This is a genomic window from Streptomyces sp. NPDC001204, assembly GCF_053598035.1.
In genome coordinates, this window is the sequence record NZ_JBSFJL010000012.1 from 99,480 (window position 1) to 114,814 (window position 15,335).

At 69.1% G+C, this 15,335-nt stretch carries 14 protein-coding genes, 1 tRNA gene and 1 pseudogene; 8 read left to right on the top strand and 8 right to left on the bottom strand.

Going from position 1 to position 15,335, the window contains the following annotated elements:
- Positions 1-27: 27 nt before the first annotated feature.
- From ACWC91_RS18685 to pknB, 3 genes are all read left to right on the top strand, one after another.
- The gene (locus tag ACWC91_RS18685; RefSeq protein WP_225076468.1) at positions 28-1,464 is read left to right on the top strand and encodes an FtsW/RodA/SpoVE family cell cycle protein; all 1,437 of its coding nucleotides are present in this window, start codon (positions 28-30) and stop codon (positions 1,462-1,464) included.
- Positions 1,461-2,945 carry a peptidoglycan D,D-transpeptidase FtsI family protein gene (locus ACWC91_RS18690; protein ID WP_450640981.1) on the top strand — a complete coding sequence of 495 codons (1,485 nt, stop codon included), beginning with the start codon at positions 1,461-1,463 and terminating at the stop codon, positions 2,943-2,945. Before ACWC91_RS18685 ends, ACWC91_RS18690 begins: the two co-directional genes overlap by 4 nt.
- A gap of 170 nt (positions 2,946-3,115) precedes the next feature.
- Positions 3,116-5,095, top strand: coding sequence for a Stk1 family PASTA domain-containing Ser/Thr kinase (gene pknB, locus ACWC91_RS18695; protein WP_225076466.1), 1,980 nt, complete (start codon positions 3,116-3,118; stop codon positions 5,093-5,095).
- 74 nt (positions 5,096-5,169) lie between these two features.
- On the opposite strand, the gene ACWC91_RS18700 is transcribed toward pknB, so the two are convergent.
- From ACWC91_RS18700 to ACWC91_RS18720, 5 genes and pseudogenes are all read right to left on the bottom strand, one after another.
- Positions 5,170-5,943: a class E sortase gene (locus ACWC91_RS18700; protein ID WP_225076465.1), complete on the bottom strand. Its 774-nt coding sequence runs from the start codon at positions 5,941-5,943 to the stop codon at positions 5,170-5,172.
- Positions 5,944-5,957: 14 nt separating this feature from the next.
- Complete coding sequence (locus ACWC91_RS18705; protein WP_281154613.1) at positions 5,958-7,118, bottom strand: class E sortase; 1,161 nt, start codon at positions 7,116-7,118, stop codon at positions 5,958-5,960.
- A complete protein-coding gene (locus ACWC91_RS18710) occupies positions 7,115-7,753 on the bottom strand; it encodes an aminodeoxychorismate/anthranilate synthase component II (RefSeq protein WP_450640984.1) in 639 nt (212 codons plus the stop codon). The genes ACWC91_RS18705 and ACWC91_RS18710 overlap by 4 nt, the downstream gene beginning before the upstream one ends.
- Positions 7,750-7,958: pseudogene (locus tag ACWC91_RS18715) on the bottom strand (hypothetical protein). The gene ACWC91_RS18710 and the pseudogene ACWC91_RS18715 overlap by 4 nt, the downstream one beginning before the upstream one ends.
- A gap of 218 nt (positions 7,959-8,176) precedes the next feature.
- Complete coding sequence (locus tag ACWC91_RS18720) at positions 8,177-8,953, bottom strand: DUF881 domain-containing protein (RefSeq protein WP_225076463.1); 777 nt, start codon at positions 8,951-8,953, stop codon at positions 8,177-8,179.
- A gap of 140 nt (positions 8,954-9,093) precedes the next feature.
- Between ACWC91_RS18720 and crgA the strand changes: the two genes are divergently transcribed.
- Entirely contained in the window at positions 9,094-9,348 is a 255-nt protein-coding gene (gene crgA, locus ACWC91_RS18725; RefSeq protein WP_225076462.1) for a cell division protein CrgA, read from the top strand.
- A gap of 269 nt (positions 9,349-9,617) precedes the next feature.
- Here crgA and ACWC91_RS18730 read toward each other — a convergent pair whose 3' ends face one another.
- Complete coding sequence (locus ACWC91_RS18730; RefSeq protein WP_450640985.1) at positions 9,618-10,544, bottom strand: rhomboid family intramembrane serine protease; 927 nt, start codon at positions 10,542-10,544, stop codon at positions 9,618-9,620.
- A 131-nt stretch (positions 10,545-10,675) separates the two neighbouring features.
- Entirely contained in the window at positions 10,676-11,209 is a 534-nt protein-coding gene (locus ACWC91_RS18735) for a peptidylprolyl isomerase (protein ID WP_225076460.1), read from the bottom strand.
- Between the two features lie 372 nt (positions 11,210-11,581).
- Between ACWC91_RS18735 and ACWC91_RS18740 the strand changes: the two genes are divergently transcribed.
- Together ACWC91_RS18740 and ACWC91_RS18745 are read left to right on the top strand one after the other, a co-directional pair.
- A complete protein-coding gene (locus tag ACWC91_RS18740; RefSeq protein ID WP_225076459.1) occupies positions 11,582-12,292 on the top strand; it encodes a DUF5324 family protein in 711 nt (236 codons plus the stop codon).
- Between the two features lie 136 nt (positions 12,293-12,428).
- Entirely contained in the window at positions 12,429-12,695 is a 267-nt protein-coding gene (locus ACWC91_RS18745) for a hypothetical protein (protein ID WP_281154617.1), read from the top strand.
- A gap of 147 nt (positions 12,696-12,842) precedes the next feature.
- Here the strand turns inward: ACWC91_RS18745 and ACWC91_RS18750 are convergent.
- A tRNA-Ala gene (locus ACWC91_RS18750) sits at positions 12,843-12,915 on the bottom strand.
- 181 nt (positions 12,916-13,096) lie between these two features.
- Here ACWC91_RS18750 and ACWC91_RS18755 point away from each other — a divergent pair.
- Together ACWC91_RS18755 and ACWC91_RS18760 are read left to right on the top strand one after the other, a co-directional pair.
- Complete coding sequence (locus tag ACWC91_RS18755; RefSeq protein WP_225076457.1) at positions 13,097-13,645, top strand: helix-turn-helix domain-containing protein; 549 nt, start codon at positions 13,097-13,099, stop codon at positions 13,643-13,645.
- Positions 13,646-13,719: 74 nt separating this feature from the next.
- Positions 13,720-15,333, top strand: coding sequence for a serine/threonine-protein kinase (locus tag ACWC91_RS18760; protein ID WP_450640987.1), 1,614 nt, complete (start codon positions 13,720-13,722; stop codon positions 15,331-15,333).
- The last annotated feature ends 2 nt before the right edge of the window (positions 15,334-15,335 follow it).

Below are 15,335 nucleotides of genomic sequence, written 5' to 3' on the forward strand. Positions count from 1 at the left end.
GCAAGCCGTGAGAGGCCCTGTCACACGATGAGCAGCACTACCAACCCGTCGACGCACCACACGTCCACGATCGGCGCGATCGGCGCGCCCAGCCGCCGCAACACCGAGCTGGCGCTGCTGGTCTTCGCGGTCGCCATCCCGGTGTTCGCCTACGCCAACGTGGGCCTGGCCATCAACAGCCAGGTGCCCGCGGGCCTGCTGAGCTACGGCCTGGGCCTCGGTCTGCTGGCCGGCGTCGCACACCTCGTCGTCCGCAAGTTCGCCCCGTACGCGGACCCGCTGCTGCTGCCGCTGGCCACGCTGCTGAACGGGCTCGGACTGGTCGTCATCTGGCGGCTGGACCAGTCGAAACTGCTCCAGGCCATCAACCAGGCGGGAACGGCCGCGCCACGGCAGCTGATGTACACGGCCCTGGGCATCGCCCTGTTCGTGGTGGTGCTGATCTTCCTCAAGGACCACCGGGCCCTTCAGCGCTACACCTACATCTCCATGGTCGGCGCGCTGATCCTGCTGCTGCTGCCGCTCGTGCCGGGCCTCGGCGCCAACATCTACGGCGCCAAGATCTGGATCTCGGTCGCCGGATTCTCCATCCAGCCCGGTGAGTTCGCCAAGATCGTGCTCGCCATCTTCTTCGCCGGCTACCTCATGGTGAAGCGGGACGCACTCGCCCTGGCCAGCCGCCGCTTCATGGGCCTGTACCTGCCCCGCGGCCGCGACCTCGGACCGATCCTGGTCGTCTGGGTGATCTCGATCCTCATCCTGGTCTTCGAGACCGACCTCGGCACCTCGCTGCTGTTCTTCGGCATGTTCGTCGTCATGCTGTACGTCGCCACCGAGCGGACCAGCTGGATCGTCTTCGGTCTGCTGATGTCCGCCGCCGGCGCCGTCGGCGTGGCCAGCTTCGAGCCGCACGTCCAGCAGCGCGTCCAGGCCTGGCTCGACCCGATGAAGGAGTACAAGCTCAGCCAGGCCGGCTCCATCGGCCACTCCGAGCAGTCGATGGAAGCGCTGTGGGCGTTCGGCTCCGGCGGCACCCTCGGCTCCGGCCTCGGCCAGGGCCACTCCGACCTCATCAAGTTCGCCGCCAACTCCGACTTCATCCTCGCCACCTTCGGCGAGGAGCTGGGCCTGGCCGGCATCATGGCGATCCTGCTGGTCTACGGCCTGATCGTGGAACGCGGCGTGCGCACCGCGCTGGCCGCCCGCGACCCCTTCGGCAAGCTGCTCGCCATCGGCCTCTCCGGCGCCTTCGCGCTTCAGGTCTTCGTCGTGTCCGGCGGCGTGATGGGCCTCATCCCGCTCACCGGTATGACGATGCCATTCCTGGCGTACGGCGGTTCCTCCGTGATCGCCAACTGGGCCCTGATCGGCATCCTGATCCGGATCAGCGACACCGCCCGCAGACCCGCGCCCGCGCCCGCCTCCAACCCCGACGCCGAGATGACCCAGGTGGTCCGCCCGTGAACAAGCCCCTGCGCCGAATCGCGATCTTCTGCGGCCTCCTCGTCCTCACGCTGCTCATCCGCGACAACTGGATCCAGTACGTCAAGGCCGACACCCTCAAGGACGACAAGCACAACCGCCGCGTCACCATCGCGCGTTACGCCACCCCACGCGGCGACATCATCGTCGGCGGCAACCCGGTCACCGGGTCGGTCGAGACCAAGAGCAACGGACTCAACGACCTCAAGTACAAGCGCACCTACAAGGACGGCCCGATGTGGGCGCCCGTGACCGGGTTCACCTCCCAGGCCTACGGCGCCACACAGCTGGAGAGCATCGAGGACGGCATCCTCACCGGAAACGACGACCGGCTGTTCTTCCGCAACACCCTGGACATGATCACGGGCAAGCCCAAGCAGGGCGGCAACGTGGTCACCACGCTCAACGCGGACGCGCAGAAGGCGGCCTTCAACGGCCTGAAGAAGGTCGGCGGCAAGGGCGCGGCGGTGGCCCTGGACCCCTCCACGGGCAAGATCCTCGCCCTGGCGTCCTACCCGTCCTACGACCCGTCGTCGTTCGCCGGCACCTCCGACGCGGACGCCAAGGCCTGGAACAAGCTCCAGAAGACTTCCGACCCCAACGACCCGATGCTGAACCGGGCACTGCGCGAGACCTACCCGCCGGGCTCCACCTTCAAGGTGGTCACCGCGGCCGCCGCGCTGGAGAACGGGCTGTACAAGTCGGCGGACGAACGCACCGACTCGCCGCTGCCGTGGACCATGCCCGGCACCACCACCGAGCTGCCGAACGAGGGCAACATCCCCTGTAAGGACGCCACCATGCGCGAGGCGCTGCGGTGGTCCTGCAACACCGTCTTCGGCAAGATCGGCGCGGACCTCGGCAACGACAAGATGCTCGAGGAGGCGAAGAAGTTCGGCTTCGACAGCGAGCAGTTCACGCCGGTGCGCGCCAACGCCTCGGTGTTCTCCAAGGACATGAACAAGTCGCAGACCGCGCTGTCCTCCATCGGCCAGTTCAACACCGCCGCCACCCCGCTCCAGATGGCCATGGTCGCCTCCGCCGTCGCCAACGACGGCAAGCTGATGAAGCCGTACATGGTCGACAAGCTCCAGTCTCCCGGCGTGGACACCCTGGAGCAGACCCAGCCGCAGGAGCTGAGCCGGCCGCTCAGCTCGCAGAACGCCCAGATCCTGCAGTCGATGATGGAGACCGTCGTCAAGGACGGCACGGGCAAGAACGCGCAGATCAACGACGTCACGGTGGGCGGCAAGACCGGTACCGCCCAGCACGGCGTCGACAACAGCGAGAAGCCCTACGCCTGGTTCATCTCCTACGCCAAGCTCGCCGACGGCAGCTCGCCGGTCGCCGTGGCGGTGGTGGTCGAGGACAACAACGCCAACCGCGACGACATCTCCGGTGGCGGCCTCGCGGCGCCCATCGCGAAGAACGTCATGGAGGCGGTCATCAACTCCAGGCAGTGAGCCCTGTCACGCCCCCTTCACATCGGTGCACGTTGCGATACCGGTCCTGTATCGGGTGACGGGCTTGGCCAGGTCACACAGAGCGAGCCGGGTACGGTAGGCCCGGACAGCAGCCTCCGGCGGCACATGCGGTGCCGGTCGGGACCGACGGAGAGGGCTGGTAGGTAGCTATGGAAGAGCCGCGTCGCCTCGGCGGCCGGTACGAGCTGGGCCATGTGCTCGGCCGTGGTGGCATGGCGGAGGTGTACCTCGCGCATGACACCCGGCTGGGACGCACCGTGGCGGTGAAGACGCTGCGCGCCGACCTGGCGCGCGACCCTTCCTTCCAGGCCCGGTTCCGCCGGGAGGCCCAGTCGGCCGCCTCGCTCAACCATCCCGCGATCGTCGCGGTCTACGACACGGGCGAGGACTACATCGACGGGGTCTCGATCCCGTACATCGTGATGGAGTACGTCGACGGCTCCACGCTCCGTGAACTGCTGCACAGCGGCCGCAAGCTGCTGCCCGAGCGGTCGATGGAGATGACCATCGGCATCCTCCAGGGCCTGGAGTACGCCCACCGCAGCGGCATCGTCCACCGCGACATCAAGCCGGCCAACGTCATGCTGACCCGCAACGGCCAGGTCAAGGTCATGGACTTCGGCATCGCCCGCGCCATGGGCGACTCCGGCATGACCATGACCCAGACCGCGGCCGTCATCGGCACCGCCCAGTACCTGTCTCCCGAGCAGGCCAAAGGCGAGCAGGTCGACGCGCGCTCGGACCTGTACTCGACGGGTTGCCTGCTCTACGAGCTGCTGACGGTCCGCCCGCCCTTCGTGGGCGACTCCCCGGTCGCGGTGGCCTACCAGCACGTCCGCGAGGAGGCGCAGCCGCCGAGCGTCTTCGACCCCGAGATCACGCCCGAGATGGACGCGATCGTGATGCGGGCACTGGTCAAGGACCCCGACTACCGCTACCAGTCCGCCGACGAGATGCGCGCCGACATCGAGGCCTGCCTCGACGGCCAGCCGGTCGCGGCCACGGCGGCCATGGGCTCCGTCGGCTACGGCGCCTACCCCGACGACCAGCCGACCACCGCGCTGCGACCCGACGCCGGCCCCGCGGCCGCGACGACGATGCTGCCGCCCATGAACCCGGACGACGGCGGCTTCGGCTACGACGACCGCCCCGACCGGCGCCGTCAGAAGAAGTCCAACACCTCGACGATCCTGCTGATCGTCGCCGGCCTCCTGGTCCTCGTCGGCGCGATCTTCATCGGCATGTACGCCTTCGGCGGGAAGGGCGCCAACAACGACATGGTGCCCGTGCCCAACTTCGTCGGCCAAACGAAGGTCGCCGCCGAGAAAATGGCCGAGAACGGCAGCGTCGCGGTGGCCTTCACCCAGGACACCTGCGAGGACCAGCCCAAGGGCAAGGTCTGCTCGCAGGACCCCAAGGACGGCAAGGTCAAGAAGGGCGACACGGTCAACCTGGTGCTGTCCACCGGGGCGCCGAAGGTGACGGTTCCCGATGTCCGCGGCGTGACCTTCGAAAAGGCTCAGTCCCAACTGAAGGAGAAGGGCTTCACGGTCGAGAAGAAGACCCAGGAGTCCGACCAGACCCCCGACGTGGTCATCAGCCAGGACCCCGAGGGCGACACGGAGCTGGAGAAGGGCTCCACCATCACCCTCACGGTCGCCAAGCCGGTCGCGAAGTCGACGGTCCCCGATGTCACCAACGCGACCTGCGACGACGCCCTGGCCCGGATGCGGGAGAACAACCTCCAGGGCGAGTGCGTCGACAACCCCGTGAACGACCCCAATCAGGACAACAAGGTCATCTCGACCGTTCCGGGCCCCAATCAGTCGGTCGACAAGAACTCCAAGGTGACCATCAACATCGGCAGGCTCCAGCAGGAGAAGAAGCGGGTGCCGAAGGTCCAAGGCATGCGTCTGGGGGACGCCAAGCAGGTTCTGGCGCAGAACGGCTTCACCAACATCCAGTTCGCTGAGGGAAGCAGCCAGGACGACAACGCGTTTGTCGTCAAGCAGGACCCGAACGAGGGCCAAGAGGTCGACGACCCCAACACGCCGATCACGCTGACGACCTTCGGCGGCGGCGGCAACAACGGCAACGGGAACGGCAACGGCGGCTTCTTCGGCGGCTGACCACCGACCCCTGACGCGCAGAGCCCCGGTCCCCCTCGCAGGAGGGGAACCGGGGCTCCGTCGTACCGGTCACCTCACCGCAGTTCCTTCGGCGGAGTCCGCTTGGCGTCCACCTTTTCCGTGCGGACCAGTTCGCCCCAGACCACGTAGCGGTAGCGGGAGGTGTACACCGGTGTGCAGGTCGTCAGGGTGATGTAGTGGCCGGGCTTCTTGACGCCCGACTCCTTGGGGACCGAGGACAGGACCTGGACGTTGTACTTCGACGTCTCGGGGAGGATGTCGTAGACCTTGTAGACGTACCACTTGTCCTTGGTCTCGAAGACGACCGGATCGCCCACCCGCACCTTGTCGATGTTGTGGAACTTCGCGCCGTGACCGTCCCGGTGGGCGGCGAGGGTGAAGTTGCCGGACTTGCCGGACGTCGGCAGGGTCGCCTTGGCGGGGTCCACGTAGTAACCGGCCACGCCGTCGTTCAGCACCTCGGCCGACGTGCCCTTCTTGATCAGGACCTCGCCGTTGTGCATGGACGGCACGTGCAGGAAGCCGATGCCGTCCTTGGTGTCCAGCGCTCCGGGGCCGGCCTCCACGGACTGGGCCCACTCGTCGCGGACCTTGCCGCCCTCCTGGCCGGCCTTGCGGTCCGCCAGGACGTTCGTCCACCACAGGGAGTAGACGACGAACAGGCCGAGGACCAGACCCGCCGTGATGAGGAGTTCGCCGAAGACGCTGACGGCGAGGGCCAGCGGGCCGGTACCCCGGCGGCGCCGCGCCCGGCCGGGGCCCGACGCGTCACCGTGCCCTTCGCGGCCGTCGGTGTGCCCTGCCGTGTCGTCCGTGGTCGCTGCCACTGTTCTTCCGCCCTTTAACTGACGAGCGCATCCGGCTTGCCCTTGCTGCGCGGCCGTTCCTCGACCATCTTGCCCCAGACGATCATCCGGTACTTGCTGGTGAACTCCGGTGTGCAGGTGGTCAGCGTGATGTAGCGGCCGGGCCCGGTGAAGCCCGATCCCTTCGGGACGGGATCGAGGACGCTGATGTTGGCCGGCGAGGTCACCGGCAGAATCGACGCCATCTTGTAGACGAAGTACGTGTCCTGCGTCTCCACGACGATCGCGTCGCCCGGCGAGAGCTTGTTGATGTAGCGGAACGGCTCACCGTGCGTGTTGCGGTGGCCCGCGAGCCCGAAGTTGCCCGTCTTCGCGTCCGGCATCGCCGTGTTGAGGTCGCCCTGCCCGTAGTGCCCGACCATGCCCTTGTCCAGCACCCTCGGCTTGCTGGTGCCCTCCGCGATGGGCACCACCACGTCCAGCTTCGGGATGTGCAGGAGGGCGAATCCCTGCCCCGGCTCGAACGTCCCGGGATTGCGCTTGCCGCTCGCCCAGTCGTCCTGCAACTGGTGCGCCTCACTGCCCGCCTGCGCGTGCGCCCGGACGTTCGTCCACCACAACTGGTAGGTGACGAAGAGCAGCATCACCACACCGGTGGTGATGAACATCTCGCCGATGACCCGGCTGGCGATCACCGCCGGGCTCGCCCGGCGTGCCCGCGCCTGCCGGCGCGCCTCCACGCGGGACAGCGGCGCGGACGCCCGGTCGGCCGGGCCGTCCTCCTCCGAGGGCGCGCCCGCCTCGGCCCCACGACGGCCGTGACGGCGCCTGGCGGCCTTTCTGCGGGCCGCGCGTCCACCCGGTGGGGGTGCGGGGGCCCGCACGGCGGAAGACGCGCCAGGCGGCGGATCCGGGATCCGCAGCGCCATCGTCTCGTCGTCGGCGGGAGGCAGATAGGCCGTCGCGTCGCCCGCGGGCCCGTACGGCACCCCCGCAGCGCTCTGCTGGGGCTCCGCGCGCTGCTGGGGCGCGCTCGGCTGAGGCGCCGCCCCGGGAGAGCCGTAGGGCGTCGCGTGGGGGTCCTGGGGCATGCCCTGCGCCCCGCCGCCGTACCACTCCTCGAACGCGTCCGGCCCCCCGTACGACTGCTGCCCGTACGAGGTGTCCGTCTCGCGCTCGGGGCGCAGCGCGGTCACGCCGTGGCCCTGCCCACCACCGGGGCGAGCCCCGCCGACCTCGCCACGGCCTCCTTGTCGCCGCACTCCGCCAGCCAGTTGGCCAGCATCCGGTGCCCGTGCTCGGTCAGCACCGACTCGGGATGGAACTGCACGCCCTCGACGGGAAGTTCACGGTGCCGCAGGCCCATGATGATGCCGTCGTGCGTGCGCGCCGTGACCACCAGTTCGTCGGGCACGGTCGCCGGCTCGGCGGCCAGGGAGTGGTAGCGGGTCGCCGTGAAGGGGGAGGGCAGGCCCGAGAAGACGCCCGTGCCCTCGTGCTCCACCAGCGAGGTCTTGCCGTGCAGCAGCTCGGGCGCGCGGTCCACCACGCCGCCGTAGGCCACCTGCATCGACTGCATGCCCAGGCACACGCCGAAGACGGGAACACCGGTCGCGGCGCAGTGCCGGACCATCTCCACGCAGATGCCGGCCTGCTCGGGCGTGCCCGGCCCCGGCGAGAGCAGCACGCCGTCGAAGCCGTCCTGCGCGTGCGCCGCCGACACCTCGTCGTTGCGCAGCACCTCGCACTCGGCCCCCAGCTGGTACAGGTACTGGACCAGGTTGAAGACGAAGCTGTCGTAGTTGTCGACGACGAGAATCCGCGCACTCACTGGTTGTCCACCGTCACATCGTTGAAGGGAAGCAGCGGTTCGGCCCACGGGAAGACGTACTGGAACAGGGCGTAGACCACGGCCAGGACCAGCACCAGTGAGATCAGCGCCTTCACCCACGCGTTCCCCGGCAGATGCCGCCAGATCCAGCCGTACATGCCGTCCCTTCCGTCTCCCACGGCACCAGACTCACGCCGTGCGCCACCAGACTAACGGCGCGGCGCCCGAGGTTTCCCGGCCTCCGCGAGCTGTGCGAAAACCGCGTGCGACCGGACGTACGTGGCACAGCGTCGATCACCTCAACGATCGCGGACACGGTTTTGCACGGCCCTTTGTCGATCCGATACGCGAATCAGGCCGTTCCGTTCACCAGTACGACGTCAGGGCGCCCGCACCGGGGTGCCGGCGCCCTGGCGTCCGGGCCTACTGCACGGGCTTCGCGTGGTGCAGGTCCACCGTGCCGGAGTAGCCGGGCAGCGTCACCGTTCCGTCGTCGGTGACCTTCCAGCCGAGGCCGTAGACGTTGACGTACACCATGTAGTTCTGGATCGCCGGGGAGTCCGCGAGCGCCTTCTGGAGCTTCCCCGGATCCCCGACCGCCGTGATCTTGTACGGCGGCGAGTAGACGCGGCCCTGGAGGATCAGCGTGTTGCCCACGCAGCGCACCGCGCTGGTGGAGATCAGCCGCTGGTCCATCACCTTGATGCCCTGGGCGCCGCCCTTCCACAGCGCGTTGACCACGGCCTGGAGGTCCTGCTGGTGGATCACCAGGTAGTCGGGCTGCGGCTCGGGGTAGCCGGGGAGCTTCGCGGTGGCGTCGGGCGGGGCGTCGTTGAGCGTGACCGTGATCGCCTCGCCCGTGAGCTTCCGGGTGCCCGCGCTCTTCTCCAAGCCGTTCAGCCTGCCGTCCTGGGGCTTGCCGCCGTCGTCGCGCGCGGCGAGGGACTCGATGTCGTCGCGCAGGGCGGCGTTGGACTCGTCCAGCTCCTTGTTCTTCCGGCTGCGCTCCTGGACGAGGTCGGACAGCTTCAGAAGGGACGCGTCCGTGCGGATGTTGGTGCCCTTGGCCGTGTTGAAACTAGTGAAGAAGATCAACCCGGCGAGGGCGAAGACGGCCACGGTCATGATCCGCACGGGCCTCGGTCGGCGCGTGCGGTCCGGGCCGGCACCCGTCCCCGGGAAGTCGGCAGAATTGCTCAACGTACCCTTATCTCCTTCGGCGCCGCGGAAGCACTACGCTAACGGACGTCCGGGGGAGTGCTCAGTGTGCCCTTGTACGCTGCTCCGGAGCCAGCCCAGTTCCCTGCGCGGCCACCAGCGCATCGACAGGAGAGACCCTCGTGCCGAAGTCACGTATCCGCAAGAAGGCCGACTACACGCCGCCGCCGGCCAAGCAGGCCGCGAGTATCAAGCTCGAGGGCCGCGGCTGGGTGGCGCCCGTCATGCTGGCGCTCTTCCTCATCGGCCTGGCCTGGATCGTCGTCTTCTATGTGACCGACGGCTCCCTGCCCATCGACGCCCTGGGCAACGCGAACATCGTCGTGGGCTTCGGCTTCATCGCGGCCGGATTCGCCGTCTCCACGCAGTGGAAGTGACGTCGGCCTCCCGGTGAACACAGCTCTGCCCACGGGTATCCGCTGAGTTATCCACAGGCCGGAGGAATTTCCACATGCGGCCTGGGGAAAACGCTGATGATCTGTGGATAACCAGTGCGCCATTGACACCGGTACGACTGTCACACCGCTCATCCACAGTGTGTAAGCCCCCTGCCTGACCTGCGACAACACAGGTCGACGGCAGGGGGCACAGGTGTTCCCGCACGCTATGCACAAGATCGGACACCAACTGTGGACAACAAGCGCTCTCAGGTGAGCTGAACCGTTCTGAGCAGCGTCAACACGACGACGACCACCAGCACCAGCGCACAAGTGCCGTACTGCACCAGGTCCCGTCGCTCACGCGGGGCGTGCACCATCGCGTACCCCACCACCACACCGGCGACCAAGCCTCCGATGTGGGCCTGCCAGGCGATGTTGCCCCAGCCGAAGGTGATGATCAGGTTGATCACCAGCAGGGCGATGATCGGCCGCATGTCGTAGTTGAGCCGGCGCATCAGCACCGCGGTGGCGCCGAACAGTCCGAAGATGGCGCCGGAGGCGCCGAGCGAGGCCTGGTTGGGCGCGGCGATCAGATAGGTGAGCGCGCTGCCGGCGAGCCCGGCCGTGAAGTAGAGCGCGAGATATCGGGCGCGGCCGAGAGCCGCCTCGAGCGGGCCGCCGACCCACCACAGGCTGAGCATGTTGAACAGGATGTGGATGTAGCTGCCGTGCAGAAACATCGCGGTGAGCAGCCGATACCACTGGCCGTCCGCGACCCCTTCGAAGGAGCCCAGCGAGGGGAAGTAGGCCCAGCCGATGAGGTCGAACCGATCGGTGAACCGGTCTCCAACGGAGAGCTGGACCAGGAAAAAGGCGAGGTTGAGGCCGATCAGCACCTTGGTGAGCAACCGGGGATCGGCGGTCATGGTGCCGCCGGCCAGCGTGCGGGACCGCGACGCCGCGGGCGGGTGGCCGGTGCCGGAGCCGCCGCGGACGCAGTCCGGGCACTGGAAGCCCACCGAGGCGTCGACCATGCACTCGGGACAGATCGCCCGGTCGCAGCGGGCGCAGCGGATACCGGTCTCGCGGCCCGGATGGCGATAGCAGGTGGGCAGGCGGTGGGCGTCCGGCGGGCCGTGGTCCGCCGGGTCCTGGCCCGCCGGGCCCTGCGGGCTGCCTGGTGCCTGGTCCATGGGGTTCCCCTCGATTCGTCCTGCGCGGAGCACGGCTGCGGCTGCTCGCTGGCAATGCACCGCCCCGCCCATCCTTACGGACAAGCGGGGCGTTTGGTTCCCTGGGGGAGGTGTCGGGACGGGCCCTTCACTCAGCCTTCGCGGGTCTCGACGACGACCGACTCGATGACGACGTCGTTGACCGGGCGGTCGGTGCGCGGGTTGGTCTGCGCGGTCGCGATGGAGTCCACGACCTTCTGGCTGGCCGCGTCGGTGACCTCGCCGAAGATGGTGTGCTTGCGGTTCAGCCAGGACGTCGGGGCGACGGTGATGAAGAACTGCGAGCCGTTGGTGCCCGGGCCCGCGTTGGCCATCGCCAGCAGGTAGGGCTTGTCGAAGGAGAGGTCCGGGTGGAACTCGTCCTTGAACTGGTAGCCGGGACCGCCGGTGCCGTTGCCCAGCGGGTCACCGCCCTGGATCATGAAACCGCTGATCACCCGGTGGAAGACCGTGCCGTCGTAGAGCTTCGCCGAGGACTTCTCGCCGGTGGCGGGGTGGGTCCACTCGCGCTCCCCCTTGGCGAGTTCGACAAAGTTCCGGACCGTCTCGGGAGCGTGGTTCGGCAGGAGCCGGACCTCGATGTCGCCGTGGTTGGTCTTCAGGGTGGCGTAGAGCTGCTCAGCCACGATCTGCCTTCCGTTGTCTTCCTGTGACTCCCCGATCCTCGCACGGCCCGCGCCGTGCGTCGCCCAGCGGTCGCTTCCCAGGGGAGATCCGCCGGATTCGGTTGCGGAAAACCGGGCGAGTCCTCCCGGACGGGAGCGCGGCACGGCGATCCGTGGCATTGTCGACGACAAGCTCCTGTTGCTCCTTATTCATCCCCTATCGCACGTGATCGTCTCCCGGCGGACTCCCGATCGGCAGGGCCACCGCGGTGACCGCGGTCGTCACCCGTGACCCGGATGCCCGTTCGCACATGCCGCCGGGCCCGTTGGCAGGCATGATCCGTAAAAGGGTGGAAAGTCGAATTACCGTACGCCACCGAGGAGGAGGAACCCGTGACCCGCATCGACAGCGTGCGCGCCGCGACCGGCTCGGCGAGGGACAGCGTGCTGCACGCCGCGGAAGTGGTGGCGCCCTACGCCGACACGGCCAGGGAAAGGGCCGCGCACTACGCACACGAGGCACGCGTACGGCTCGCGCCGAAGGTGACGCTGGCCGCCGACCAGGCCCGCGTCCAGTACGGCGCCCATGTCGCACCCCGGCTGGAGCAAGCCCGTACGCAGGCCATGGCCCATGTGCCGCCCAAGGTCGACCAGGCCGCCCAGGAGGCCGCCGAGCGGACGCGCCGGGCCGCGCGGCAGGCCGCCGAGTACTCCCGGCCGCGGATCGAGCAGGCGATGGCCGTGGCGGGGCCGGTCGCGGACGAGGCCGCGGCGCGCGGCGCCGCCGCGCTGGTGGCGCTGCGCGGTCAGGTCCCGGCCCGGAAGATCCAGAAGCTGGCCCGCACACAGCAGCGGCGGGCGCGGGCCGGGCGCGCCGTGAAGCTGCTCGCGCTGGCGGGCACGCTCGCCGGCGGTGCCTTCGCCGCCTGGAAGTGGTGGGACAAGCAGGCCAACCCCGACTGGCTGGTGGAACCGCCGGCCGCGACCGAGGTACCCGATTCGGGCCGGCTGACGTCCGTGGACGGCACCGGCCAGTCCGTGCTGGACCCCGAGGTCCAGGCGAAGGAGGCCGAGGAGGCGGCGGACCGCGACGAACAGGGCTGACCGCCAGCGGCGAAAGACCCCGCCTGACCGGTGTTTCCACAGGTCAGGCGGGCTTTTGTCGCGTGCACGTGGTTCCCGGTCCGCCTGCGGGTAGGTTGAGGTCGCCTGAGGCACCAGCAAGGATCGAAGGGGGACCATGCTCGACGCAATCACGGCAACCATTGCCATCGGCGTCACCGTGGCGTTGGCAGCCGTCGGCGGCCGTGCCTCGAAAAAGCGCAAGAAGGCTTTCTGGGAGCGCTATGGGTCCTTCGAAGGGTTCCGGGGCCAGGTCGACGAGGCGAAGATCCAGCGGGTGCGCAGGGAACAGGGCGATGTCGTCGCCATCAAGGTGGTACGGCAGACCTACCCGTACGTCCCGCTCCTCCTCGCGAAGCGCTGCGTGGAGGAACTCCCGGCATAGCCGAGGGACCCCGCTCGGAAGCATCCATCGGGGCGCGCTCCGAAGGCGGACGGACAAGCGCACACACGCCTGTCCGGGCGCACCGCGTGCAGCACGAAAAACGCCCCCCGACACCGCGTTTCCGCAGGTCAGAGGGCGTTTCACCGGTGGAGCCTAGGGGAGTCGAACCCCTGACATCTGCCATGCAAAGACAGCGCTCTACCAACTGAGCTAAGGCCCCGGACGAGAGCACCCGGCCGGAAGATCCGCTCACCGGTCGGTGCCGCAGACCAGAGTACCGGGTCACCCCCCGGATCTCGCAAAAAGATTGGGGCTCCCCGCGGCCGACCACTCTCCGTAAGATGCTCCGCGTGGTTCGCTACAGCGAACCGCGGTACTTGGGGAAGCGATGGGGAGACGCAATGGACGCCGCACAGCAGGAAGCCACCGCAAGAGCGCGGGAACTGCAGCGGAACTGGTACGGGGAGCCGTTGGGGGCGCTCTTCCGCAAGCTCATAGACGACCTCGGGCTCAACCAGGCCCGACTGGCGGGGGTACTGGGACTGTCCGCCCCGATGCTGTCGCAGCTGATGAGCGGCCAGCGCGCGAAGATCGGCAACCCTGCGGTGGTCCAGCGGGTCCAGCTGCTCCAGGACCTGGCGGGCCAGGTGGCGGACGGCAGCGTCAGCGCGGCCGAGGCGACCGAGCGCATGGAGGAGATCAAGCGGTCGCAGGGCGGCTCGGTGCTCAGCAACACCACGCAGACGACGAGCACTTCAGGGGCGCCGACGGTCAAGCGGGTGGTCCGCGAGATCCAGTCGCTGCTCCGCTCGGTCGCGGCGGCCGGTGACATCATCGAGGCCGCGAACACCCTCGCCCCGACCCATCCCGAACTGGCGGAATTCCTCCGGGTGTACGGCGCCGGCCGCACCTCGGACGCGGTCGCGCACTACCAGTCCCACCAGAACTGACGCCACGGGGGTCGTATCGCGCGTCGAGGGGGATGCGAGGGGGACAACCGCAGGGGGAGGAGCGACGCACAGCCATGGGTGAGGTCTTCGCCGGCCGGTACGAGCTGGCCGACCCGGTCGGACGCGGGGGAGTCGGCGCGGTCTGGCGGGCCTGGGACCACCGCCGCCGCCGGTACGTGGCCGCCAAGGTCCTCCAGCAGCGCGACGCGCACTCCCTGCTGCGCTTCGTGCGGGAGCAGGCGCTGCGGATCGATCACCCCCATGTGCTCGCACCGGCCAGCTGGGCCGCCGACGACGACAAGGTCCTGTTCACCATGGACCTGGTGGCCGGAGGCTCGCTCGTCCACCTGGTCGGGGACTACGGCCCGCTGCCCCCGGCGTTCGTCTGCACCCTGCTCGACCAGTTGCTCTCCGGCCTCGCCGCGGTGCACGCGGAAGGTGTCGTGCACCGCGACATCAAGCCCGCGAACATCCTGCTGGAGGCCACCGGGACCGGCCGGCCCAGGCTGCGGCTGTCGGACTTCGGCATCGCGATGCGGCTGGGCGAACCGCGGCTGACGGAGACCAACCTGGTGGTGGGGACACCGGGTTACCTCGCTCCCGAGCAGATGATGGGCGCCGAACCGGACTTCCCCGCCGACCTGTTCGCCACCGGTCTGGTCGCCCTCTATCTGCTCCAGGGCGCCAAGCCGGACGCCAGGGCGCTCGTGGAGTACTTCGCTGAGCACGGAACTCCCGGTGCGCCCAAGGGTGTTCCCGAGCCGCTGTGGCAGGTCGTGGCCACCCTGCTGCAACCCGATCCGCAGGCCAGGTTCCGTACCGCGACGGGTGCGCGCAAGGCCCTTGCCACGTGCGCCGAGCTGCTGCCGGAGCCGGGCCCCGACGACGAGCTGATCGAGATCTTCGACCAACTCGGCCCGCTGCCACCGGGGTTCGGACCCGAGGGACCGCTCACGCGGAGCCCTGGAGTGACGGTCGGGCGTACGGCGGCGTCCGCCTCCGCCGGTTCGGCCACCGGGTCTGTGGTTCCCGGTGCCGGTGCCGGTACCGCCGCTTCCGGTACCGGCTCCGTGGCTTCCGGTTCTGCTACCGCTTCCGGTACCGCGAGCGTGCCGGACCCGCGTCTCGATCCACGGGAGGGGACCGGGTCGGCTCCGAGGACGGACGGCAGCGGCTCGTCGACCGGGCCGCCCCAGCCCTCCACCATGTCCGACACAGGCAGCTTCCACCTGCCGCCGCCCCGGACCGCCGCCCCGGAGCGGGAAGTCCCACGGCACCGGGCCGCTCCCCCGCAGGCAGTTCCACCCCCAGCCGCGCCCCCGCAGGCCGTCCCCCCGGCACCGGCCGCCCCGCCCTCCGGCGACGTGCCGCTCGAACCCGCGGTCCAGCCCGCGACCCAACCCCCGGTCCGGCCTCCGGTCCAACCCGCGGCCCAGCCCGTGGTCCACGTCTCCTTTCACGACCCCACGCATGTGCTGTCCTCCCCCGATCCACGGCAGCGTGCTGATGTCTCTACTGCTTCGTACACCGCCGAATCCCCGCAGGTTCCCGTTCCGGCGCTGGGAATCTCACGCCACCGCGCCAGGCGCCCGCGCCGCCCCGGCCCACCCGCGACGGTGGCGGTCCCGCTCCTGCTCCTCGCGCTGGCCTGCTACGCCATCGGTTTCTGGGCGCTGAGCCGTCTGTGAGA

Coding starts and splice junctions, on each gene's coding strand:
- ACWC91_RS18730 (WP_450640985.1), bottom strand. CDS start 10,544: ATGGACCAGGCACCAGGCAGCCCGCAGGGCCCGGCGGGCCAGGACCCG.
- ACWC91_RS18745 (WP_281154617.1), top strand. CDS start 12,429: ATGCTCGACGCAATCACGGCAACCATTGCCATCGGCGTCACCGTGGCG.
- pknB (WP_225076466.1), top strand. CDS start 3,116: ATGGAAGAGCCGCGTCGCCTCGGCGGCCGGTACGAGCTGGGCCATGTG.
- ACWC91_RS18760 (WP_450640987.1), top strand. CDS start 13,720: ATGGGTGAGGTCTTCGCCGGCCGGTACGAGCTGGCCGACCCGGTCGGA.
- ACWC91_RS18755 (WP_225076457.1), top strand. CDS start 13,097: ATGGACGCCGCACAGCAGGAAGCCACCGCAAGAGCGCGGGAACTGCAG.
- ACWC91_RS18685 (WP_225076468.1), top strand. CDS start 28: ATGAGCAGCACTACCAACCCGTCGACGCACCACACGTCCACGATCGGC.